This window comes from Terrabacter sp. 2TAF16 (genome assembly GCF_052115065.1).
Classification (GTDB): Bacteria; Actinomycetota; Actinomycetes; order Actinomycetales; family Dermatophilaceae; genus Terrabacter.
The window spans coordinates 1-21,185 of record NZ_JBFRFZ010000006.1; the positions used below are offsets into that span (position 1 = coordinate 1).

General features: G+C 71.6%; 20 protein-coding genes, 2 tRNA genes and 1 pseudogene. 8 read left to right on the forward strand and 15 right to left on the reverse strand.

Annotated features, from left to right (window positions below; genetic code table 11):
• The 3 genes from AB4Z14_RS08815 to leuC form a co-directional block, all read right to left on the reverse strand.
• Window positions 1-537 (reverse strand): HU family DNA-binding protein (locus AB4Z14_RS08815; RefSeq protein WP_442274884.1); only part of this gene is annotated, 537 nt, incomplete at its 3' end.
• Between the two features lie 286 nt (window positions 538-823).
• Window positions 824-1,417 (reverse strand): 3-isopropylmalate dehydratase small subunit, encoded by a 594-nt coding sequence (leuD, locus tag AB4Z14_RS08820; RefSeq protein ID WP_442274885.1) that lies wholly within the window; start codon window positions 1,415-1,417, stop codon window positions 824-826.
• Window positions 1,418-1,420: 3 nt separating this feature from the next.
• The gene (leuC, locus tag AB4Z14_RS08825; RefSeq protein WP_442274886.1) at window positions 1,421-2,866 is read right to left on the reverse strand and encodes a 3-isopropylmalate dehydratase large subunit; all 1,446 of its coding nucleotides are present in this window, start codon (window positions 2,864-2,866) and stop codon (window positions 1,421-1,423) included.
• Window positions 2,867-3,019: 153 nt separating this feature from the next.
• Here leuC and AB4Z14_RS08830 point away from each other — a divergent pair, with 153 nt between their 5' ends.
• The 3 genes from AB4Z14_RS08830 (at window position 3,020) to fgd (ending at window position 6,031) form a co-directional block, all read left to right on the forward strand.
• Window positions 3,020-3,772, forward strand: coding sequence for an IclR family transcriptional regulator (locus AB4Z14_RS08830; protein WP_020142814.1), 753 nt, complete (start codon window positions 3,020-3,022; stop codon window positions 3,770-3,772).
• 177 nt (window positions 3,773-3,949) lie between these two features.
• A complete protein-coding gene (locus AB4Z14_RS08835) occupies window positions 3,950-4,951 on the forward strand; it encodes a peptidoglycan-binding protein (protein WP_442274887.1) in 1,002 nt (333 codons plus the stop codon).
• A 72-nt stretch (window positions 4,952-5,023) separates the two neighbouring features.
• Complete coding sequence (fgd, locus tag AB4Z14_RS08840) at window positions 5,024-6,031, forward strand: glucose-6-phosphate dehydrogenase (coenzyme-F420) (RefSeq protein WP_442274888.1); 1,008 nt, start codon at window positions 5,024-5,026, stop codon at window positions 6,029-6,031.
• Here the strand turns inward: fgd and AB4Z14_RS08845 are convergent.
• Together AB4Z14_RS08845 and AB4Z14_RS08850 are read right to left on the reverse strand one after the other, a co-directional pair.
• Window positions 6,024-6,149, reverse strand: a complete 126-nt coding sequence (locus tag AB4Z14_RS08845) for a hypothetical protein (RefSeq protein WP_442274889.1) — start codon at window positions 6,147-6,149, stop codon at window positions 6,024-6,026. The two genes, fgd and AB4Z14_RS08845, sit on opposite strands and share 8 nt — an antisense overlap.
• A gap of 154 nt (window positions 6,150-6,303) precedes the next feature.
• Window positions 6,304-6,621 (reverse strand): monooxygenase family protein, encoded by a 318-nt coding sequence (locus AB4Z14_RS08850; protein WP_442274890.1) that lies wholly within the window; start codon window positions 6,619-6,621, stop codon window positions 6,304-6,306.
• Window positions 6,622-6,879: 258 nt separating this feature from the next.
• On the opposite strand from AB4Z14_RS08850, the gene AB4Z14_RS08855 reads away from it, so the two are divergent.
• Window positions 6,880-7,020, forward strand: a complete 141-nt coding sequence (locus AB4Z14_RS08855) for a hypothetical protein (protein WP_442274891.1) — start codon at window positions 6,880-6,882, stop codon at window positions 7,018-7,020.
• A 50-nt stretch (window positions 7,021-7,070) separates the two neighbouring features.
• Window positions 7,071-9,242 (forward strand): bifunctional lysylphosphatidylglycerol flippase/synthetase MprF, encoded by a 2,172-nt coding sequence (locus AB4Z14_RS08860; RefSeq protein WP_442274892.1) that lies wholly within the window; start codon window positions 7,071-7,073, stop codon window positions 9,240-9,242.
• 74 nt (window positions 9,243-9,316) lie between these two features.
• Here AB4Z14_RS08860 and AB4Z14_RS08865 read toward each other — a convergent pair.
• The 7 genes from AB4Z14_RS08865 to AB4Z14_RS08895 all read right to left on the reverse strand — a co-directional run bounded on the left by AB4Z14_RS08865 (window position 9,317) and on the right by AB4Z14_RS08895 (window position 14,969).
• Window positions 9,317-9,389: transfer RNA gene (locus AB4Z14_RS08865), tRNA-Glu, on the reverse strand.
• A gap of 91 nt (window positions 9,390-9,480) precedes the next feature.
• A tRNA-Gln gene (locus AB4Z14_RS08870) sits at window positions 9,481-9,552 on the reverse strand.
• Window positions 9,553-9,609: 57 nt separating this feature from the next.
• Window positions 9,610-10,365, reverse strand: coding sequence for an HAD family hydrolase (locus AB4Z14_RS08875; protein WP_442274893.1), 756 nt, complete (start codon window positions 10,363-10,365; stop codon window positions 9,610-9,612).
• Window positions 10,366-10,378: 13 nt separating this feature from the next.
• Window positions 10,379-11,026, reverse strand: a complete 648-nt coding sequence (locus AB4Z14_RS08880) for a GNAT family N-acetyltransferase (RefSeq protein WP_442274894.1) — start codon at window positions 11,024-11,026, stop codon at window positions 10,379-10,381.
• A gap of 10 nt (window positions 11,027-11,036) precedes the next feature.
• Window positions 11,037-12,476, reverse strand: a complete 1,440-nt coding sequence (gltX, locus tag AB4Z14_RS08885; RefSeq protein ID WP_442275369.1) for a glutamate--tRNA ligase — start codon at window positions 12,474-12,476, stop codon at window positions 11,037-11,039.
• 210 nt (window positions 12,477-12,686) lie between these two features.
• A complete protein-coding gene (locus AB4Z14_RS08890; RefSeq protein ID WP_442274895.1) occupies window positions 12,687-13,466 on the reverse strand; it encodes a fumarylacetoacetate hydrolase family protein in 780 nt (259 codons plus the stop codon).
• A gap of 42 nt (window positions 13,467-13,508) precedes the next feature.
• Window positions 13,509-14,969 carry a hypothetical protein gene (locus AB4Z14_RS08895; RefSeq protein ID WP_442274896.1) on the reverse strand — a complete coding sequence of 487 codons (1,461 nt, stop codon included), beginning with the start codon at window positions 14,967-14,969 and terminating at the stop codon, window positions 13,509-13,511.
• 79 nt (window positions 14,970-15,048) lie between these two features.
• Here AB4Z14_RS08895 and AB4Z14_RS08900 point away from each other — a divergent pair, with 79 nt between their 5' ends.
• The 3 genes and pseudogenes from AB4Z14_RS08900 to AB4Z14_RS08910 form a co-directional block, all read left to right on the forward strand.
• Window positions 15,049-15,921, forward strand: a complete 873-nt coding sequence (locus AB4Z14_RS08900; RefSeq protein WP_442275370.1) for a 3-methyladenine DNA glycosylase — start codon at window positions 15,049-15,051, stop codon at window positions 15,919-15,921.
• 399 nt (window positions 15,922-16,320) lie between these two features.
• Window positions 16,321-18,711, forward strand: coding sequence for a heavy metal translocating P-type ATPase (locus tag AB4Z14_RS08905; RefSeq protein ID WP_442274897.1), 2,391 nt, complete (start codon window positions 16,321-16,323; stop codon window positions 18,709-18,711).
• Window positions 18,712-18,866: 155 nt separating this feature from the next.
• A pseudogene (locus AB4Z14_RS08910) lies at window positions 18,867-19,183 on the forward strand (hypothetical protein); the annotation flags it as partial.
• Here the strand turns inward: AB4Z14_RS08910 and AB4Z14_RS08915 are convergent.
• From AB4Z14_RS08915 to AB4Z14_RS08925, 3 genes are all read right to left on the reverse strand, one after another.
• On the reverse strand, window positions 19,119-20,045 hold the full coding sequence (locus AB4Z14_RS08915; protein WP_442274898.1) for an HNH endonuclease: 927 nt from the start codon (window positions 20,043-20,045) through the stop codon (window positions 19,119-19,121). The pseudogene AB4Z14_RS08910 and the gene AB4Z14_RS08915 overlap by 65 nt on opposite strands.
• Before the next feature lie 20 nt (window positions 20,046-20,065).
• Window positions 20,066-20,599, reverse strand: a complete 534-nt coding sequence (locus tag AB4Z14_RS08920; protein ID WP_442274899.1) for a hypothetical protein — start codon at window positions 20,597-20,599, stop codon at window positions 20,066-20,068.
• Window positions 20,600-20,679: 80 nt separating this feature from the next.
• The gene (locus tag AB4Z14_RS08925) at window positions 20,680-21,069 is read right to left on the reverse strand and encodes a VOC family protein (protein ID WP_442274900.1); all 390 of its coding nucleotides are present in this window, start codon (window positions 21,067-21,069) and stop codon (window positions 20,680-20,682) included.
• Window positions 21,070-21,185 lie beyond the last annotated feature (116 nt).

The following is a 21,185-nucleotide window of genomic DNA, read 5'->3' on the forward strand; positions in this document are numbered from 1 at the left end:
GGCCGGAGCAGCCTTCGTCGCAGCGGCCTTCGTCGTCGTCCTCTTCGCCGCCGCCTTGGCCGGGGCGGCCTTCGTCGCCGTGGCGCGCTTGGCCGGAGCAGCCTTCGTCGCAGCGGCCTTCGTCGTCGTCCTCTTCGCCGCGGCCTTGGCCGGGGCGGCCTTGGTGGCGGTCTTCTTCGCCGTCGTCCGCGTGGCCGGAGCCGCGGCCACCGAGGTGCCGGCGGAGGCGCGCGAGGCGGCCGACTCGGTCTTGGAGAGCTTCTTGGCGCCCGACACGACCTCCTTGAAGTTCGTGCCCGAACGGAACTTGGGGACGCGGGTCTTCTTGATCCTCACGGTCGCCCCCGTCTTGGGGTTGCGGCCGGTGCGTGCGGCCCGGTCGGCCCGCTCGAAGGTGCCGAAGCCGGTGATACCGACCTTGCCACCCTTGGCGACCTCGCGGATGACGACGTCGAGGAACGCCTCCAGCGCGTCGGATGCGACCTTCTTGCTGCCGAGCTTGACCTCGAGCGCGTCGATCAGTTCTGCCTTGTTCACGTCTTCCCCTCCAGAGGACTGTCGGTGTCAGGCGACCCGACGATGTGCGTCCGGAACCGGTCCGGCTACCTCCTGACGTTAGGCCGCCACGGCAGGCACGTCCATCACCGGTCGGTGGGTTTTTCGTTGTGTCGCAAGGAGTTTGACGGGTTCTGAGCGGGTTCTGGGACCGCTCGGGGACGTCTCAGCCATGTCCAATTCGCCCCCTTACGGGAACGGATCCCCTTGTCAGACAAGGGGATCCGTTCACTCTCAGGCACCATCTGGGCGCCGCAGGAGCGTGCCGTCAGGCGGGAGTCGTCACCGGCTTGTGGCTCGCCCGGTGCGACTCGAAATCTGCGACGAGATCCTCGTGTCGCAGGGTCAGCCCGATGTCGTCGAGGCCCTCGAGGAGGCGCCAGCGCGTGTAGTCGTCGATCTCGAAGGGTGCGACGATCTCTCCGGCGTGGACCGTGCGACCCACGAGGTCGACCGAGATCTCGGCACCGGGGTTGTTCTCGAGGTACTTCCAGATCAGCTCGACGTCGTCCTGGGACACGATCGCCGTGAGCAGGCCCTGCTTGCCGCTGTTCCCGCGGAAGATGTCGGCGAAGCGGGAGCTGATGACGACCCGGAAACCCCAGTTCATCAGCGCCCAGACGGCATGCTCGCGACTCGAGCCCGTGCCGAAGTCGGGCCCGGCCACGAGGACCGAGCCGTCGGCATACACCGGGTTGTTGAGGACGAACGAGTCGTCCTTGCGCCAGGCGGCGAAGAGGCCGTCCTCGAAGCCGGTGCGCGTCACGCGCTTGAGGTACTCGGCCGGGATGATCTGGTCGGTGTCGACGTTGCTGCGGCGCAGCGGGACGCCGATACCCGTGTGGGTCGTGAACGCATCCATGGCTCAGGCCTCCCCGGTCGTCGCGGACGCCAGCTGGCCGTGCACCCAGCTGGCACTGTCGAGGTCGGAGGGGCTCGACAGCGTGCCCCGGACGGCGGTCGCTGCCGCCACGAGCGGGCTGACGAGGTGGGTGCGGCCACCCTTGCCCTGCCGGCCCTCGAAGTTGCGGTTGGACGTCGACGCGCTGCGCTCGCCGGGGGCGAGGGTGTCGGGGTTCATGCCGAGGCACATCGAGCAGCCGGGCAGGCGCCACTCGGCACCGGCCTCGGTGAAGACCTTGTCGAGCCCCTCGGACTCGGCCTGGAGGCGCACCTTGGCCGACCCGGGGACGACGAGCATGCGGACGCCGTCGGCGACCCGGTGACCCTGGACGACGGCGGCCGCCGCGCGCAGGTCCTCGATGCGACCGTTGGTGCACGAGCCGACGAAGACCGTGTCGACCTTGATGTCGCGCAGCGGGGTGCCGGGCTCGAGGCCCATGTAGGCGAGAGCGTTGGCGGCGGCGAGGCGGTCGCTCTCGTCGGCGAACTCCTCGGGGTCGGGCACCGACGCCGAGAGCGGCAGACCCTGGCCGGGGTTGGTGCCCCACGTGACGAAGGGGGTCAGCTCGGCGGCGTCGAGGTCGACCTCGGCGTCGAAGACGGCATCGTCGTCGGTGCGCAGCGAGGTCCACTCGGCCACCGCAGCGTCCCAGTCCGCGCCGGTCGGGGCGTGCGGGCGACCCTCGAGGTAGTCGAACGTCGTCTGGTCGGGCGCGATCATGCCGGCGCGCGCGCCGGCCTCGATGGACATGTTGCAGACCGTCATCCGGGCCTCCATCGACAGGGCCTCGATGGCCTCGCCGCGGTACTCGATGACGTAGCCCTGGCCACCGCCGGTGCCGATCTTGGCGATGACGGCCAGGACGATGTCCTTGGCGGTGACGCCATCGGGCAGCTCGCCGCGCACGTTCACGGCAAGGGTGCGGAAGGGCTTGAGGGGCAGCGTCTGCGTGGCGAGCACGTGCTCGACCTCCGAGGTGCCGATGCCGAAGGCGAGCGCACCGAAGGCACCGTGCGTCGAGGTGTGACTGTCGCCGCAGACGACGGTCATGCCCGGCTGCGTGAGGCCGAGCTGCGGGCCGACGACGTGGACGATGCCCTGGTCGGCGTCACCCATCGGATAGAGGCGCACGCCGAACTCCTCGCAGTTGCGGCGGAGGGTCTCGACCTGGATCTTCGACACGGGGTCGGTGATCGGGCCGGGCGTCGTGGGGACGTTGTGGTCCTCGGTCGCGAGCGTCAGGTCGGGGCGGCGCACGGGCCGACCGGCGAGCCGCAGCCCGTCGAAGGCCTGGGGGCTGGTCACCTCGTGGAGGAGGTGGAGGTCGATGTAGAGGAGGTCGGGCTCCCCGTCGGCGCGACGTACGACGTGTGCGTCCCAGACCTTCTCGGCCAGTGTCCCTGCCATGACTTCCCTCTGACTTCCCTCCGCGGCGGCGTTCCGGTGGTCGAGCGCGTGCGCCATCGAGGACCTGGTCGCGACATCGCTCTTCGGCAAGCCTGAACCTTTTGTGGGCCCGGTGGATTGACGTCTCAGTGCCTGAGACGTCAGTATCAGTGCATGGACAACTCTTCAGGGGTCGGTGTTCTCGACAAGGCCGCCACGGTGCTCGGCGCTCTCGAGGCCGGTCCGGCCACCCTCGCCCAACTCGTCGGAGCCACCGGGCTCGCGCGTCCGACGGCCCACCGTCTGGCCGTCGCGCTCGAGCACCACCGTCTCGTGTCGCGGGACATGCAGGGACGCTTCGTGCTCGGTCCGCGGCTCGGCGAGCTCGCCTCGGCCGCGGGCGAGGACCGTCTGCTCGCGGCAGCCGGTCCGGTGCTCGGCGCCCTGCGCGACCACACGAACGAGAGCGCGCAGCTCTTCCGCCGCCAGGGCGACCAGCGCATCTGCGTCGCCGCGGCCGAGCGGCCCGTCGGTCTGCGCGACTCGATCCCGGTCGGCGCGACGCTCTCGATGCTCGCCGGCTCCGCCGCGCAGGTCCTGCTCGCCTGGGAGGAGCCCGACCGGCTCCACCGCGGCCTGCAGGGTGCGGCCTTCACGGCCACTGCGCTGTCCGGAGTGCGCCGTCGCGGCTGGGCCCAAAGCGTCGCCGAGCGCGAGGCGGGCGTCGCGTCGGTGTCGGCGCCGGTACGCGGCCCGTCGGGTCGCGTCGTCGCCGCGGTGTCCATCTCCGGGCCCATCGAGCGCCTTTCGCGCCAGCCCGGTCGGCTGCACGCCGCCACGGTCGTCGCCGGGGCCAACAAGCTGACCGAGGTGCTGCGGCGCCACCACGCCATGCAGCAGCAGCAGCAGCAGCAGCACAACGCCTGACCCCGTCGGCTCCCGGCCGCCTCCCGACAACGGCGTCGGGGATGGCAGGCCGTGCACAACAGATCGGTCACGATCCGGATCGACACCCCGACTCGGACAACCATTCCGGGCGTCGTCGCGTCACCCTCAGTGCAGTGCACCGACGCACGGCACGTCGCGTTCAGACAAGGGGTCACGATGCAGACAGCCACCTCACCGCTCCGGGCCACCGGCGACCTGCGCCGCGCCCTCGTGCTCGGCGGCCTCGCGGCCCTCGTCGCCGCGACGACGGCCTGCAGCCCGGAACAGACGGTCGGGGCTGCCGCCACGCACGTCGGCCAGACCGCGACGTCCGGATCGTCCGGCACTCCGGCACCCACGACCGAGACCCCCACTGGCGCCGCGGTCGAGACGCCGCCGGTCGCCCCGTCCACGGTCACGCGGCCGACCAGCGCTCCGCCGACGCCCACGCAGCAGACGCCAGCGCGGCCGACGCAGCCCCCCAAACCCACTCCCTCCGCGACGGCTGAGCCCGAGCCGGCACCGGTCATCATGCTCCGAGCCGGCGACACCGGCCCGAAGGTGCGCTCCCTGCAGGCCCGACTGCGACAGCTGAGCTGGTTCGACGGCGACGTCAGCGACCGCTACGGCAGCAAGACGACCGCCGCAGTCCGCGGCTTCCAGGCCAAGCGCGGCTTCGACGCGACCGGCACGCTCGACGAGCGCACGTGGGACCGCCTCGTGTCGATGACGCACCGACCGACGACCGACGAGCTCGCCAACGTCAAGCCGAAGCCCGTCGAGCCCAGCCCCGCGTCCGTCTCGTGGGACGTCGACGAGCGTTGCATGACCGGTCGTGTCATGTGCGTCAGCAAGTCGACGAAGCACCTCACCTGGGTCGTCGACGGCGTGCCGCAGTACGGCTTCGACGTGCGGTTCGGCAGCGACGAGCTGCCCACCCGCGAGGGCGTCTTCTCCGTCTACAAGAAGAAGGTCGACGTCATCTCGAACCTCTACCACACGCCCATGCCGTACTCGATGTTCTTCTCCGGCGGCCAGGCCGTGCACTACTCCTCGAACTTCGCCCGCCTCGGCTACGCCGGCGCCTCGCACGGCTGCGTCAACGTCCGCAACAAGCCGCTGCTCATCCAGCTCTACGGAGAGGTGCGGATCGGCGACCAGGTCGTCGTCCACTGGTGACGGCCCCACGGCCCCTCTGCACCCCGACGTAGGCTGACGGAGGTCACTCCCCCACGGCCCGAAGGAGTCGGTGTGCTCAAGGTTGGTTGGAAGGCGTCCGCGGAGCAGTTCGGTCCGCGCGACCTCGTCACGTTGGCCACGCAGGCCGAGCAGGTCGGGCTCGACTCGGCCTTCATCTCCGACCACTTCCAGCCCTGGCGGCACCAGCAGGGTCACGCCCCCTTCGCGATGAGCTGGCTCGCGGCCGCGGGCGAGCGCACCGAGCGGATCCAGCTCGGCACGTCGGTCATGACCCCGACGTTCCGCTACAACCCGGCCGTCGTGGCGCAGGCCTTCGGCACGCTGGGAGCCCTCAACCCCGGACGCATCGTCCTCGGCATCGGCACGGGCGAAGCCCTCAACGAGGTGGCCGTCGGTGCCGCGGGCTCGCCGTGGCCGGAGTTCAAGGAGCGCTTCGCGCGGCTGCGCGAGGCCGTGACGCTCATGCGGAAGCTGTGGACCGAGGAGCGTGTCGACTTCGAGGGCGACTACTACCGGACGCACGCGGCGACGGTCTACGACCGCCCCGAGCAGCCCATCCCCGTCTACGTCGCGGCCGGCGGTCCGCTCGTCGCGAGGTATGCCGGCCGGTCGGGTGACGGGTTCATCTGCACCTCCGGGAAGGGCCGCGAGCTCTACGAGGACAAGCTGCTGCCCGCCGTCGACGAGGGTCTGGCCACGTCGGGGCGCACGCGTGACGACATCGACCGGATGATCGAGATCAAGCTCTCCTACGACCGTGACCCCGACCAGGCGCTGCACAACGTGCGCTTCTGGGCGCCCCTGTCGCTCAGCGCCGAGCAGAAGCACGGCGTCGAGGACCCGGTCGAGATGGAACGATTGGCCGACGAGCTGTCCGACGAGGAGATCGCCAAGCGCTGGATCGTCACGAGCGACCCGGCCGAGGCCGTCGACGCGGTGCGCCAGTACGTCGACTGGGGTTTCAACCACGTCGTCTTCCACGCGCCCGGCCACGACCAGGGCCGGTTCCTCGAGCAGTTCTCGGCCGACGTGCTGCCCGGCCTGCGCGAGCTCAGCTGACGGCGCCCTCCGGCACGGCGCTGCCGGCGGCGACCTCGCTCCGGCCGATCCGGGCGTGCCGTCGACGGCTGCGGTCCTCGGGCAGGCCGAAGGCCTTGCCGAGCCCGGTCGGCGGCATCCCGACGTGGAGGCTCTCGTGCCCACCGGCCGGGACGGCATACGTCTCGTGCCAGATGCCGACGGCGCCGGTCGCCCTTCGGCTCCCACGGTAGAAGGCCGTCGAGGAAACCGAGGTCGGGCCCGTCCCCGCGTGCGGCGGCGGCCTCGGCGGCCTACAGCTCGCTGATCATGCCCGGCATCGCGGCGAACACCGGACCCCAGAGGTCGGGGCGCCACGGGTGGTTGACCCGCATGCCGATGAGGACGACGGCGAGCTCGCCGTCGTGGGTGTGGCTCGTGGGGACGAAACCGCTCACGACACGCGCCCAGGGGCCACCCGCGCCTCCTACGACGAGAGCCACGTCGAGCGGGTCCGCCTCGTGCGCACCCTCGTCGACGGGGGCCGGCCCTCGATCGACCGGGTACGCGAGGTCGTCCATGCCCTCGACGAGCCACCCGCAAGCCGGCACGAGCCCCTCGGGGCCGCGCACGGGGCCCTGCGCCCCCACGTCACCCGGGGGCCACAGGGGACGTCACGCCGGAGTCGCCCGAGCGGGTGCGCGCCCTCGGGCCGCCGGGGTGTGAGCACTCGCCGCCGGTCTCAAGCTCGCCCAGGCGCTCACCCGCCGCTGCCGCCGGAGGGTGGAGCGTCGACGACGCGACGCTCGACACGTGGCACCGGGCCATGCTCTCGGTCGCCGAGACCGACGTCGCGCCTGCTCTGGCCCACCGCCCCGCCCGAGGAGGCCGTGCGCCACGCGATCGTCGGCACCGTCCTGACCGCCCCGGTGCTGCTCGCCCTGAGACGTGTGGGGCAGGAGTCGGTCAGTGCCCGACGACTCGGCGGCACCGGCACGACGGCCGCCCCCTCCGCCAGCACCGCGCACTAGCATCGCAACAGGTCCACCGCGGACCGGAGACCCGGGAAGGGGCCGCGCGCGTGACGACAGCTTCGAACGACCCCGACGACGCACCGGACCCCGGTCCGACGGCCCGGGCGACCGCCCTCGCCCGCCGCCTGCCCTTCACGATCGTGGTCGTCGGCACCATGCTCGTGCTGGCACTGGCAACCGGCACGCTGTGGAACGCGCTCGAGGACCGGGACCTCGTCAACCACGTGGCGTACGGTCTCCCGGCTCTCCAGGACGGCCGTTGGTGGACACCGGTCACCGGCGCCTTCTTCGCCCTCACCCCGTCGCAGTACCTTCCCGTGGCCGGCGGAGCCCTGCTCATGGTCGGCTGGTCGGAGTGGCGTCTGGGCACCCGTCGGGTCGCCGTCGCCGCGACATCGACCCACCTGGCCGGCGTCCTGCTGGCCTCGCTGTTCCTGCTCGTCGTCGACGGCACCGGCTGGGAGTGGGCCGCCCGGCTCGCGGCAGAGCTGGACGCAGGGTTCAGCGCCGGTGCCCTCGGAGCGGTCGCCGCGGCGAGCGCGACCTTGACCCCGCCGTGGCGCGGTCGCCTCAGAGCGGTCCTGTCCCTCTACGCCGTCGTCGCACTCCTCTACGTCGGACGTCTCTGGGACCTCGAGCACGCCATCGGCATCTCGGTCGGGCTCGCGCTCGGGCCGGTCCTGCTCGGCCGCCGACCGTCGCTCGCGCTGCCTCGCTTCAGCCGGCACGAGTGGCGGGTCGTGTCGTCAGCCTTCTACCTCGTCAGCGCGCTGGTCCAGATCCTGCTCTACTTCACGCCGTCGGACGGGCCGCTCGGGGCGACCTCCGACGACACGGACGCCTTCAGCGTCCTCATCAGCGCAGCCATCTCGCTCCTGCTCGCCGACGGCCTGCGGCGCGGCTCGCGTCGGGTGTGGTTCCTCGCCGGCGGGCTCGCGACCCTCTCCCTGCTGGCCCAGTCCCTGCTCATCGTCGTCGAGGTCGTGGCACCCGACCAGCTCAACGGCGACGGACAGGTCGCGACCTCCATCCCCGAGCTCGTCGTCACCGTGGTCATCACGCTGCTCCAGCTCGCCGTCCTCGTGCTCGGGCGGTCGGCCTTCCAGGCGCGGTCACGACGGAAGCGGCGCAGGGAGCTCGCGACCGGGGCGAGCGACCGGGACACCGCAGTGGCCCTGCTCAAGGAGCACGGAGGGTCGACGATGGCGTGGATGGGCACCTGGCCCGACAACCACTGGTACGTCCACCGCGACCCGTCGGGTGCACCGGTCGGCTACGTCGCCTTCCAGGTGCACCGGGGCACGGCCATCGCCCTCGGCGACCCCGTCGGTGCGGACGCCGCGACGCGCGCTGACGTGCTCCAGGGTTTCGTCGACGAGCAGGAGACGCACGGGCTCATGGTGTGCTTCTTCTCCGTCACGCAGGAGGTCGCCGACTGGGGGCGTGCCCACGGCCGGCGCGACGTGCTCGTGGCCGAGGAGGCGATCATCGACCTGCCCGACCTCGAGTTCAAGGGCAAGTCCTGGCAGAGCGTCCGCACGGCCCTCAACCGCGCGACGAAGGACGGGATCACCTACCGCGAGGGGCAGCTCGCCGAGATGCCCCGCGGCCTGCTGACCCAGGTGCGCGCCATCTCCGAGCTCTGGGTCTCGGACAAGGGACTGCCCGAGATGGGCTTCACGCTCGGGGGCGTCGACGAGGCACTCGACCCCGACACGAGGGTCGGGCTGGCCGTCGACGCCGACATGACGGTCCACGGCGTGACCTCGTGGCTGCCCGTCCACTCCGCCGGCGGCGAGGTCCGCGGGTGGACGCTCGACGTCATGCGGCGCCTCCCGGACGGCTTCCGGCCGGTGACCGAGTTCCTCATCGCGAGCGCCTGCCTGTCCTTCCGTGAGCAGGGTGCGTCGTTCGTGTCGCTCTCAGGAGCGCCACTCGCGCAATCCGGCGACGGGACGGCCGAGCGGGCCGCGCTCGAGCGACTGCTCGACCAGCTCGGAGAGGCCATGGAACCCCTGTACGGCTTCCGGTCGCTCGACAGCTTCAAGCAGAAGTTCCGGCCCCGGCACGAGCCGGTCTACCTCGTCTTCGCCGACGAGGCCGCCCTGCCGCGCATCGGACTCGCCCTGACCTCGGCGTACCTCCCCGGCGCCTCCCTGCGTGACCTCGCCCGCGCCGGGCTCCAGTCACGCAGGGACGAGGCTCAGGTGTCCTTGTAGGGCCACCCTGACATGCAAGAAGACCCCGGTCCGTGTGGACCGGGGTCTTCTTGTGCTCTCTCCCGAGCATCACGTAGCCCCGACGGGATTCGAACCCGCGCTACCGCCTTGAGAGGGCGGCGTGCTAGGCCGCTACACAACGGGGCCGTGAGCGGTGCCGAGCGGACTCGGCACGAGAAGAAACCTTACCGTGAAGGCTGGATTTCTCCGAATCGGCTCACGTTGCCGTGAACCAGAGCTGGGGTACCAGGACTCGAACCTAGAATGACGGAACCAGAAACCGTAGTGTTGCCAATTACACCATACCCCAAGGGGTTTCACTCCGAGCCTGCCTCGCGGCCGGTACGGGGTGAACCGAATGGGAATACTACCGGTCCGTGAGCGGTGGCCCAAATCGGCGGTCGAGCGCGGCCGCGACCTCGTCCAGACCGCGCACGGTGGCGACCGGCTCGCTCGTCCCGAGACCCGCTCGATCGAGCCAGACGGCACGCAGGCCGGCAGCCTGGGCCCCGAGCACGTCCCACTCGATGCTGTCGCCGATGCAGACCACCCGGTGGGGCTCGGCACCGACGAGCCGGCACGCCTCGAGGTAGACGCGCGGGTCGGGCTTGCCGAAGCCGAGGGTGTCGGTCGTCACCACGACCTCGAAGCGCTCGGCGAGGTCGAGGGCCTCGAGCTTGACGCGGGTCGGCGCGTGCGCGGAGTTCGTCAGCAGCGCGACGGGGAGTCCCTCCTGCCCGGCGGCGGACAGCAGTCCCGGCACGTCGGGGAAGAGTCGCTGGGCGCTGCGGAAGGCCGGGGCGTACGCGTCCTCGAAGGACCGGCGGGCGCCGTCGGGAACCTCGAGGCCGAAGGCCACGGCGACCTCGGCGAGCCGACCCGACCTCATCGTGTCGAACGGGACGTCGCCGGAGGCGTAGCGCGGGAACCAGCGCTCCGGGTCGTCGTAGTAGCGCTGCGCCATGGCACGGTGGTCGACGCCCGAGCGGTACGGCCAGATCGCGGCGGCCGCCTCGGTCCCGGCGGCGACCATCGCCTCCTGCGTGTCGACGATGGTGTCGTCGACGTCGAGCAGCACGGCGCGCACGCCGTCGAGGACGGCGGCGAGGGTGGGCGGGTTCACGAGTGGACTCCTGTCACGGGACGAGGCCGAAGAGGGGCAGGGCCGGGTCGACACCCTCGACGACGACGTGCCGCGACCGGCCCGAGGCGTCCCACGTCGCCCGGTCGAGACGCACGTGCTGCAGCGTCTGCCCCGAGTGCTCGAGCACCGAACGGTGGGTGTCGCGGTAGCCGAGGGAGCGTGAGACGCCGAGCGACGGCGCGTTGTCGACCACGGCCGAGCTGATCGCCGACTCGGCCCCCAACGGGCCGAAGGCGAGGGCGAGCACCGCGGCCCGCATCTGCCTTCCGAGCCCCCTCCCCCGCGCCCCGGCGACGAGCCAGGACGAGGAGTCGACGGTGCGGTCGGAGCGCCAGTCGGGCCCCTCGAGCCACTGGGCGCCCACGACGGCGCCCGCCGAACGGACGACGAAGGGCAGCGCCCAGTCGTCGGGCGACCACATCCCGAGGGCGCGCCAGTAGCCCTGCGCGAGGACGGCCCGACGGTTCGCCGGGACGTCGAGGCCGGCATACGTCGTCGCGTGCGGGTTGAGCTCGAGGTCGTCGGGCAGCAGGGCCCACAACGTCGGCAGGTCCGCCTCGGTCATGACCGTCAGGTCGAGGTCGGCCGTGTGCAGCCGGATGCCGTGCAGCGGCCAGGACCAGCCCCCCACGCCCTTCACCCCGGTGTCCTCAGAGCGAGTCGCGCAGCGACCGGAGGCGGCTCAGGGTCGAGGTCTTGCCGAGGATCTCCATCGACTCGAAGAGCGGCGGCGAGATGCGGGCGCCCGAGACGGCCGTGCGCAGCGGGCCGAAGGCGAGGCGCGGCTTGATGCCGAGCCCGTCGACGATCGCGGCGCGCAGCGCCTCCTCGATGCCCGCGGCGTTCCACGGGCTGCCCGTGCCGAGGACGCCGGTGCCGTGGTCGTCGATGTCGCCGAGCACGTTGAGCGCCGCGTCGAGCACGGCCGGCGCGTCGTCCTTGAGCTGGGCACGCGCGTCCTCGTCGATGACGAGCTGGTCGTCACCGACGAAGAACGGACGCACGAGTGCCGGCGCCTCGGTGAGCAGGGCCATGCGGGTCTGGATGAGCTCCGCCACGGACTTGAGGCGCGCCAGCTCACCGAGCGACTGCGTCTCGCCGAGCACGCCGTCGGCGACGAGGTAGGGCAGCAGCCGGCTTGCGAACTCGCCCACCTCGAGCGACCGGATGTAGACGCCGTTGAGCCAGTCGAGCTTCTTGAGGTCGAAGATCGGGCCGATCGGGTTGACCTTGGCCCAGTCGAACGTGCGGCTGAACGCGTCGAAGGTGAAGACCTCGACGTCGGCACCTTCGGCGTCCTGCTGGGGCGGGTAGGCCAGCAGCGCAAGGAAGTTCACGAGCGCCTCGGGCAGGTAGCCCTGCTCTCGGAACCACGTGAGACGGGCGGCGGGGTTCTTGCGCTTGGAGATCTTGGACTTGTCGGTGTTGCGCAGCAACGGCATGTGCGCGAACGCCGGCGGCTCGAGCCCGAGCCAGCGGTAGAGCAGGACGTGCTTCGGCGTCGAGCTGATCCATTCCTCGCCGCGCACCACGTGGGTGATGCCCATGAGGTGGTCGTCGACGACGACAGCGAGGTGGTAGGTCGGGAACCCGTCGGCCTTGAGGATCACCTGGTCGTCGGGGCGCGGCGCCGACACCTTGCCGCGGATGACGTCGTCGAAGACGAGCGGCACGTCGTCGGGGACGAGCATGCGCACGACCGGCGTCTCGCTGAAGCCGGGCAGCGCGGCGCGCTCCTCACGCGTCTTGCCGACGCAGAGGCGGTCGTAGCCGGTCGGCTGCTTCGTCTTCTGCTGGATCTCGCGCATCTGGTCGAGACGCTCCTTGGAGCACCAGCAGTAGTACGCGTGGCCGTCTTCGAGGAGGCGCTCGACGTAGGGCCGGTACGTCTCGAGACGCTCGGACTGGCGGTACGGCGCGAAGGGCCCACCGATGTCCGGGCCCTCGTCCCAGTGCAGCCCGAGCCACGCGAGGGTGTCGTAGAGCTGGGCCTCGGAGTCCTCACGGAAGCGCGCGCGGTCGGTGTCCTCGACGCGCAGGACGAACTGGCCGCCCTGCTGCCGTGTGAAGGCGAGGTTGAAGAGCGACATGTAGGCCGTGCCGACGTGCGGGTCACCGGTCGGGCTCGGGGCGACGCGAGTGCGCACCGGACCGGAGCCGTCCGAGGTCGAGACGCGGACGCGCTCCTCGGTGCGGATCTCGACGTGCCCGCCGGCGTCGCTGGCGGGGGAAGACGGCATACCTGTGCTGGTCGTGTTCTCGCTCATGGTGCGGCCCAGCCTAGTGGGAGCCCGAAAGGGTCAGCGACGCACGAAGGTGTTGGTCAACGCCCCGATGCCGGCGATCTCGACGGTGACCTGCTGACCCGCCTCGACGAGCCCGACGCCGGCCGGCGTGCCGGTGAGGATGACGTCACCGGGCAGCAGCGTGAAGGCCGCCGAGGCGTACTCGATGATCGTCGCGATGCCGTGGATCATGTCGGCGGTCGTGCCGTCCTGCTTCACGTCGCCGTCGAGCGTCGTGACGATCGAGAGGTCGGCGGGGTCGAGCTCGGTCTCGACCCACGGGCCGAGCGGGCAGCTCGTGTCGAAGCCCTTGGCGCGGGCCCACTGGCCGTCGCTGCGCTGCCAGTCCCGGGCCGTGACGTCGTTGGCGATGGTGTAGCCGTAGATGCACTCGGCCGCATCCTTGGCCTTGACGCCCTTGGTGATGGTCTTGATGACGACCGCGAGCTCCCCCTCGTAGGAGATCTCGCTGCTGCCGGTCGGGAGCACGACGGGGTCGAACGGACCGACGACGGCGGTGTTGGGCTTGAAGAACATCATCGGTTCGGCCGGCGCCTCGCCGCCCATCTCCTTGGCGTGGTCGGCGTAGTTCTTGCCGATCGCGACGATCTTGGAGCGCGGGATGACGGGTGCGAGCAGGCGCACGTCGTCGAGCATGACGGGCGGCTGTCCGGTCGGCTGGAGGCCGATGTAGAGCGGGTCGCCGGACAGCGGCGTGATCACCTCGCTGCCGGGGTCGCCCTGGACGATGCCGTATGCCGGGTCGTCCCCGGTCGTGAACCTCGCGATGCGCACGCGCCCACCCTACGACGGGTGGCACTCCCCCGCGGAGGGCGGTCAGCGCGGCCAGACGATCGTGACGTCCGCCGGCGACCCGGGCTGCCCGCTGGGCCGGGTGCGGTACTCCGGGACGCCGACGCACGTCCACAGCAGACCGGCCACGTCCGTCCCGAGGAGGTGTGCGAGGTCGGAGTCGCGGAAGGTCATGCCCGACGCGGCCGCGCCCAACGCGTACGCCATGAGGTGCAGGCGGCCCTCCGCGACGCCGGCAAGCAGCTGCGCCTCGCGATAGGCGTGGTCGTCGAGGTCGTCCAGTGGCGCGCCGCTCATGGCGACGAAGGCGGCGTCGCCGGCGAGGCCCTGCTCGAGGGCGGCCGCGAAGAGCTCGTCGCGGACGGACCGCTCGTCGAGGGGGCGCACCGGCGACGAGAGGTCGGGCCACCGGTGGATGCCGGTGGGCACGTCGTCGACGCCGCTGACGCCGAGCCAGTGCGGGACGTCGATGCCGCGCAGCGAGGCGCTCATGGCGTCGACGAGCACGTGGCGCGGGAGCGACCGGTCGGGGTGGAGCCGGCGGATCGACCCCTTGCTGACGACGACGGCATCGGTGCTGGGTCCGCCCTCGGCGGTGAGCGCGACCGGAGCCCCGCGCTCGAGCTCGGCGCCGAGCCCGCGCTGCTCCCCCGCACGTTGGGCGGCCGTCACGAGCGGGAACTCGAGACCGTCGGCGTCGTGGTGGCCCGACATCGGGTCGCCCGTCAGGTGCACGGCCGGGTCGCCGGGACCGAGGGCCACGAGGGCGACCGGGAACTCGTGCACGCGGTCGGCGCCGACGAGGGCGGCCACCTCGGCATCGGGGAAGGTCGTGAAGAGCCGTGCTGTCAGGCCTGCCGCGTCGGCGAGGGCGAGCGTCTGGGCCAGCATGGTGCCGGCGTCCCAGTAGATGTGGCGGAAGCCGCGCTCGCGGTAGCGCCAGCCGGTGCGCCACGGCACCCCCGTCACGACGACGGTCACGGCGTCGCCCGACGGCGCGGGGCCGAGGACGACGAGGGCGTGGGCCTCGGGGTCGTACCAGTGCAGGCCCGGCTCGAGCCCCTCGACGCCCGCCCCGCGCGGCACGGCGACGTAGAGCTCGAGCGGGAAGCGCGCCCCGGCCGAGCCGGCCGCGCGGAAGAGCACGACCCCGCCGTCGGGGCGCGTCGTGCGCCGGGTGACGCCGGACGACAGGAAGAGCAGACGGGCCAGGGCGGGGAGGTCGAGAGGGCTCGGCGCGACCGTCGCCGTGCCGGCGAGCACAGCGGTGGCCGCCGACGACGACGCGGGGAGGTCGGGCGGCAGGAGGACTCGTCGCAGGTCGTCGTCGTAGCGCTTGTAGGACCGGGGCCGCCGCGTCACGTCGTTGGGCACGAGGTCCTGCACGAGCCGGTCGTCGTCGGGGACCTCGGTCCACTCCCGCTCCGGGGTGTAGGAGGTCAGCCGGTGCAGCAGGTGGGTGGGTCGCTCCTCGTCCGGTGCCATGAGGCCATCCTGCCCTCGGGTCGCGGGTGCGCGGTGGGGTTCGGGGCCGCGACTCGCCTACCCTCGTGGGGTGCAGGTGATGAGCGAGCCGGAGTGGCGCGAGCGGACGGCGGCGCACGAGGAGCGTGTCGACGCCGCGACCTCCGCGCACCTGGCTCGACGACGCGACCACCGCACGCACCCGGTCGAGGACTTCCTCTTCACCTACTACTCGTTCAAGCCGGCACAGCTGCGCCGCTGGCACCCCGGGGCCGGCACGTCCCTCGTGGGGGCAGCGCGCGCGCCGCAGGTCGACTGGCGCTTCTACGAGGTCGACCGCGACGTCGTCGGGGTGGACGTCGAGGCCTTCACGGCCGCCCGCGGCGACACGCTGCGCTTCGTCCGCGAGCTGCTCGTGCGCACGGCAGGTCGACCGGCGCGGTTCGGCTGCTTCGGGCTGCACGAGTGGGCCATGGTCTACCGGCTCGACCCGACCGACGTGCGGCACACGGGATGGCCCCTGCGGCTCGGCGGCGCCGGGACCGACGCCGTGGTGGAGAGCCACCAGGTCGCCTGCTCGCACTTCGACGCGTACCGCTTCTTCACCCCCGAGGCCGCTCCACTCAACGTGTTGACGCCGACCCGTGAGAGCCAGACGGCCCTCGAGCAGCCGGGGTGCCTCCACGCCGGGATGGACCTCTACAAGTGGGCCCACAAGCTCGTGCCGGCCGTGTCGAGCGACCTCGTCATGGACTGCTTCGAGCTGGCCCGCGACATCCGCACCCTCGACATGCGGGCGGCGCCGTACGACCTGCGGGAGCTCGGCTACGAGCCGGTGCGGATCGAGACCGCCGAGGGAAAGGCGGAGTATGCCGCCGCGCAGCGCGCCTTCTCGGTCCGCGGTCAGGCGCTGCGCGCCCGGCTCGTCGACGCCATCGAGCTCACGCTTCAGATCTCCCGAACCTCGAGCTGACCGAAAGCGCGGCAAGACAGGACGTTTCATTCAGTCCGCGGGCGGCCTTCGAGAACTCGACCCGTGGCGTACTCCACCCCTTCGCCGCGGCCGACTTCGGGACATGTAGCTTCGGCCGCTTGGCGGGTGGCCCACGCGTCGGCTGGGTAGCGCCGTCCGTCGAGTGCTGCGTCCACATCGACGTCTTGTTGTACGTGCCCATCGGCGAACAGGGCGTCACAACGGACTCGGCGCCTCGTCGGGGCCAGAACAGTTCGCTCCATCGGGGCGGTGGCTCGTATGGCCGTCGCCCGCTCCGGTGTCGGGCCCGGCCCGTCTCAACTCCGGCGAGAGGACCGCTGGGCGCCCCACGGCTCATCACACTCTTGCGCATATACCCCATGGGGGTATCATGAGAACATGGACACGCACAGCGAGCACTCGATCTCCCCGACGGGCTCGTTGGTGCAGGACCCCGTCTGCGGCATGGACGTCGACCCCGCTACCAGCGAGCACCACCTCGAGCGGGACGGCCACGACTACTACTTCTGCTCCCCCGGCTGCCGCGTGAAGTTCGAGGCGCACCCGGACGCCTACCTGACCGGCCCGGCAGGACATGGAGGCTCGGGTCACGACCATCGAGAGCGCGACCATCACGACCGCGAGGACCCCGCCGGCACCGCAGCGGCCCCTCGCGACGTCACCGAGTGGACCTGCCCGATGCACCCCGAGATCCGCCAGCCCGGCCCGGGCACCTGCCCGATCTGCGGCATGGCCCTCGAGCCGGTCTCCGTGACCGCGGACAGCGGCCCCAACCCCGAGCTCGCTGACATGACCCGCCGGTTCAAGGTCGCCGTCGCCCTCACCATCCCGGTGCTCGTCCTCTCGATGGGGCGCGACCTCATCCCCGCCTTGAACGACGCCATCCCTGCCTCGGTGGCCACCTGGGGGCAGCTCGTCCTGGCGACCCCCGTCGTGCTCTGGGCCGGGTGGCCTTTCTTCGAGCGCGGCTGGACCTCCGTCCGGACGATGAAGCTGAACATGTTCACCCTCATCGCGATGGGCACCGGCGTCGCGTGGCTGTTCAGCGTGGTCGCTACGGTCGCGCCCCAGCTGTTCCCAGAGTCCTTCCGGATGGACGGGACGGTCGCCGTCTACTTCGAGGCCGCCGCCGTCATCACCACACTCGTCCTGCTCGGGCAGGTCCTCGAGCTACGCGCCCGAGAGAGCACCTCCGGCGCCATCCGCGCCCTGCTCGACCTCACCCCAAAGACCGCACACCGGATCGACCCCGACGGGAACGAGGCCGACGTCAGCCTCGAACAGGTCCAGGTCGGCGACCTGCTGCGCGTCCGGCCCGGCGAGTCCGTCCCCGTCGACGGCGCCGTCCAGGAGGGCCGCTCGAGCCTCGACGAGTCCATGGTCACCGGCGAGTCCATGCCCGTCACCAAGCAGGCAGGCGACTCCGTCATCGGCGGAACGGTCAACCAGACCGGGTCCATCGTCATGCGCGCCGACAACGTCGGCCGGGACACGATGCTCGCCCGCATCGTCCAGATGGTCGCCGACGCGCAACGCTCCCGCGCCCCCATCCAGCGGCTCGCCGACACGGTGTCGGCCGTGTTCGTGCCCGTCGTCATCGCCACGGCGCTGGTCGCGTTCATCGTGTGGGCGACCGTCGGGCCTGAGCCCCGCCTGGCGCACGCCCTCGTCATCGCCGTCAGCGTGCTCATCATCGCCTGCCCCTGCGCCCTGGGGCTCGCGACGCCGGTCTCGATCATGGTCGGTGTCGGCCGCGGCGCCTCCCTCGGCGTCCTCATCAAGAACGCCGAAGCACTAGAGCGGATGGAGAAGGTCGACACCCTGGTCGTTGACAAGACCGGCACCCTGACCCGGGGCCGCCCCTCGGTCACCCACGTCGCCGCCGCCGACGGCACGGACCAGGACGATCTCCTCCGGCTCGCCGCCGGCGTCGAACGCGCCAGCGAGCACCCCCTCGGGATGGCCATCGTCCGCGCCGCCACCGACGCCGGCCTGAGCATTCCTGACGTGGCCGACTTCGACGCGCCCGTCGGCAAGGGCGTCACCGGCACCGTCGACGGACGACGCGTCCTCGTGGGCAGCCAACGGTTCCTCACCGGGCATGACGTCGACACAGCCAGCAAGGACGCCGACGCGGACCGGCTGCGCGCCGACGGCGCCAGCGCCGTCTACGTCGCGATCGACAGTCGCGTGGCTGGCGTGCTCGCCATCGCCGACCCGGTCAAGGACACCACCGCCGCCGCGTTGAAGGACCTACGCGCGGACGGCATTGACGTCGTCATGCTCACCGGCGACAACAAGGTCACCGCGAACGCCGTCGCCCGCAGCCTCGGCATCGACCGCGTCGAGGCCGAGGTCCTGCCCGACCACAAGAGCGACGTCGTCCAGGCGCTGCGCGCCGAAGGGCGCGTCGTCGCGATGGCTGGTGACGGCGTCAACGACGCACCCGCCCTGACCGCGGCCGATGTCGGCATCGCCATGAGCACCGGCACCGACGTCGCCATCGAGAGCGCCGGAGTGACCCTGCTCAAGGGCGACCTCACCGGCATCGTCCGCTCCCGGGCGCTGTCCAGGGCCACCATGTCGAACATCCGCCAGAACCTCGTGTTCGCCTTCATCTACAACGCCGCCGGCATCCCCCTCGCCGCCGGTGTCCTCTACCCGAGCTTCGGGCTCCTTCTCTCCCCGATGATCGCCGCAGCGGCGATGGCCCTGTCCTCCGTCAGCGTCATCAGCAACGCCCTCCGGCTCCGCACGCAAGAGCTGTAGGCGGCCTCGCCGAACGGCTAGCCGCGAACGCTCTAGCCTCTCCCTTGGCAATCACGAGAGATGTCGGAGCACCCGCGAGTCCACGGCTAGGACGTCCGCTCTTCGGCATGCGGACGGGACCAACCCACAGCTGGTGATCCGATCCTCGCGCGTAGATGGACGTCGACAAGTGGGCCACAAGCTCATTCCGGCCGTGTCGAGCGACCTCGTCATGGACTGCTTCGAGCTGGCCCGCGACATCCGCTCCCTCGACATGCGGGCGGCGCCGTACGACCTGCGTGAGCTCGGCTACGAGCCGGTGCGGATCGAGACCGCCGAGGGAAAGGCAGAGTATGCCGCCGCGCAGCGCGCCTTCTCGGTCCGCGGTCAGGCGCTGCGCGCCCGGCTCGTCGACGCCATCGACGTCGTCACCTCGGCCGAGACCGCGCGCCGGCCCTGGCCGGGGAGCAGGGGCGGGGCCTGCGAGGTGTAGGTGTGCCCGGTCGGGGTGGTGATGCGCACCGTGTGGGGTGCGCCGGGTTGTCGGGTGAGGATGGTCGCGGCGGTGAAGCCGGGAGCTGTTTGGTGTGGTTGCACCGCACGCACAACCCTTGGCCGTTGGTGTCGGTGGTGGGTCCGCCCTGGGCGTGGTCGTGGATGTGGTCGAGGTGTCGGGCGGGGGCGTCGCACCAGGGGGTGCGGCAGATGCCGGTGTCGCGGGTCAGGAGGTAGCGCCGCAGTCCTGCCTCGAAGGTGCGGCGGGTGGAGTCCATCGCGACGAGAGTGCCGGTGGCCGGGTGGGTGTAGAGCCGCCGTAGCCACACCGTCGCGGGGACCGAGCGTTCGTTCACCGGGTCACTGGATCGGGTGAGCAGCGTGCGGGCCCAGACGGCAGGGACGGTGCCGTAGCCGGGGATCTGCGCGCGCGTGGTGTCGCCGGCGAACAGGGCCCGGTCGGTCATGACGACCTGGACCTCGACGGGGACCGCGTCGGCGGCCGTCTGCCCGGTGAGCCGGGTGACGAACGTGTCGGCCATGACCTGGCCCTTGGCCCGCTCGTCGCCGCCGGCGCGGGCGGCATCGGCGGCCGCGGTGAGGGCGGCGTGCGCGGCAACGGCCTGCGCGACGGGGAGCAGAGCAGTGACGTAGGCCATCGTGTCAAGGGCGGGGCGGATCGTGACCCGCCGCTCGGCCTCCGCCCTCGCCGCCCGGGCCATGACCGAGGCAGCGTCGACGCGGTACGCGGCGGCGCGGACCCGACGGGCGAGCTCACGGTCGCCCAGGGCACCGATCTGCTCGCCGACGTCCCGGGCGTCGCCGGCGTCACCTACTGGCCCGACGACCTCGGCGTCCACGAGGGTGCGCTACTCGCTCGTCAGGGTCGCGGTCTCGGTGACGATGACCTGCGCGCGCCACTCACTGACCTCACCTGCCTCGAGCGCGGCCAGCGTGTGCGCATCTCCGTGGTCAGGGCGAGCGCCAGCCGCACGTGCTGCGCGCCGCGGACGGGTGACTCGTGCCGGGCCAGGGCGACCTGCGCCGCGACCCCCGTCAGACCCGACGAACCTCGCCTGCGCGACCGGGTCGATGGCTGCCCGATCGCCGCACCCTCGTCGTCGAACGACGCGGCGCGGGCCTGCCCCCGCGCGGCGCGCCACCCGTCGAAGTCCCTGGCGTCGGAGCACTCCCGCGCCCGGTCGAGCCAAGCCTGTGCGACCTGCGCCTGGGACTCGACGAAGGCCGCCGTCACCCGCACCTGGGCCGCCGCCGCCGCGGACTTCACACGCTCGAGGACGGCGAGCTGGTCGACCCGCTCCTGGTCCGAGTCCCCGTCTGACCCGACCCGCGACAGCGCCGACACGAGCGCCTCCAGACTCTCCGCCGTCACCATCGCCGCGCCATCGAACATGCGTTCGATTCTACGCGAGTCGGACGTTCCCGACTAGACCTGTCCACAGCCGATTCGGTTCGCGCAGAGCGAAATCCGCGTCAGTCGGAGTCGTCGACGTAGAGGCAGAATGGGTGGCCGGCAGGGTCGAGCAGCACCCGCACGTCCTGCTGGGGCTGGAACTCAGCGAGCTCTGCCCCGACCTCGACGGCGTAAGCCACGGCAGCGTCGAGATCGTCCACCTCGAGGTCGAGGTGGAGCATCATGATCGGCTTCCCCTGCTCACTGGGCCAGACCGGTCGCACGTAGTTCGGCTCGGTCTGGAACGAGAGGTTGTAGCCGTGGGTCCGCGAGGGTGCGAGCGTCGCCCAGCCCGGGCTGTCCTTGTAGAGCGTCCAGCCGAGCAGGCGCTCGTAGAAGTGCCCCAGGGCGGACGCGTCGGGAGCGTCGAGCACGACGCCGAACCAGTGCTTCGTCGTTCGTAGCGGCATCGCACCAGCATGCCAAGACCGGGTGCCGGGCAGGGGCGTGGAGAAATAGTCATGCGAGGCGTATCAGGCGCGACCGCACGTGCTCTGAAGGGTGTCGGCGAAGGTCCAGGCACGCG

Bases quoted from the DNA above. Each gene is read 5' to 3' on its own strand.
- leuD (WP_442274885.1), bottom strand. From the start codon at position 1,417: ATGGATGCGTTCACGACCCACACGGGTATCGGCGTCCCGCTGCGCCGC.
- leuC (WP_442274886.1), bottom strand. From the start codon at position 2,866: ATGGCAGGGACACTGGCCGAGAAGGTCTGGGACGCACACGTCGTACGT.
- AB4Z14_RS08830 (WP_020142814.1), top strand. From the start codon at position 3,020: ATGGACAACTCTTCAGGGGTCGGTGTTCTCGACAAGGCCGCCACGGTG.
- AB4Z14_RS08835 (WP_442274887.1), top strand. From the start codon at position 3,950: ATGCAGACAGCCACCTCACCGCTCCGGGCCACCGGCGACCTGCGCCGC.
- AB4Z14_RS08845 (WP_442274889.1), bottom strand. From the start codon at position 6,149: ATGCCGCCGACCGGGCTCGGCAAGGCCTTCGGCCTGCCCGAGGACCGC.
- gltX (WP_442275369.1), bottom strand. From the start codon at position 12,476: ATGTCGCTCTTCAACCTCGCCTTCACACGGCAGCAGGGCGGCCAGTTC.
- AB4Z14_RS08895 (WP_442274896.1), bottom strand. From the start codon at position 14,969: ATGGCACCGGACGAGGAGCGACCCACCCACCTGCTGCACCGGCTGACC.
- AB4Z14_RS08900 (WP_442275370.1), top strand. From the start codon at position 15,049: ATGAGCGAGCCGGAGTGGCGCGAGCGGACGGCGGCGCACGAGGAGCGT.
- AB4Z14_RS08905 (WP_442274897.1), top strand. From the start codon at position 16,321: ATGGACACGCACAGCGAGCACTCGATCTCCCCGACGGGCTCGTTGGTG.
- AB4Z14_RS08920 (WP_442274899.1), bottom strand. From the start codon at position 20,599: ATGTTCGATGGCGCGGCGATGGTGACGGCGGAGAGTCTGGAGGCGCTC.
- AB4Z14_RS08925 (WP_442274900.1), bottom strand. From the start codon at position 21,069: ATGCCGCTACGAACGACGAAGCACTGGTTCGGCGTCGTGCTCGACGCT.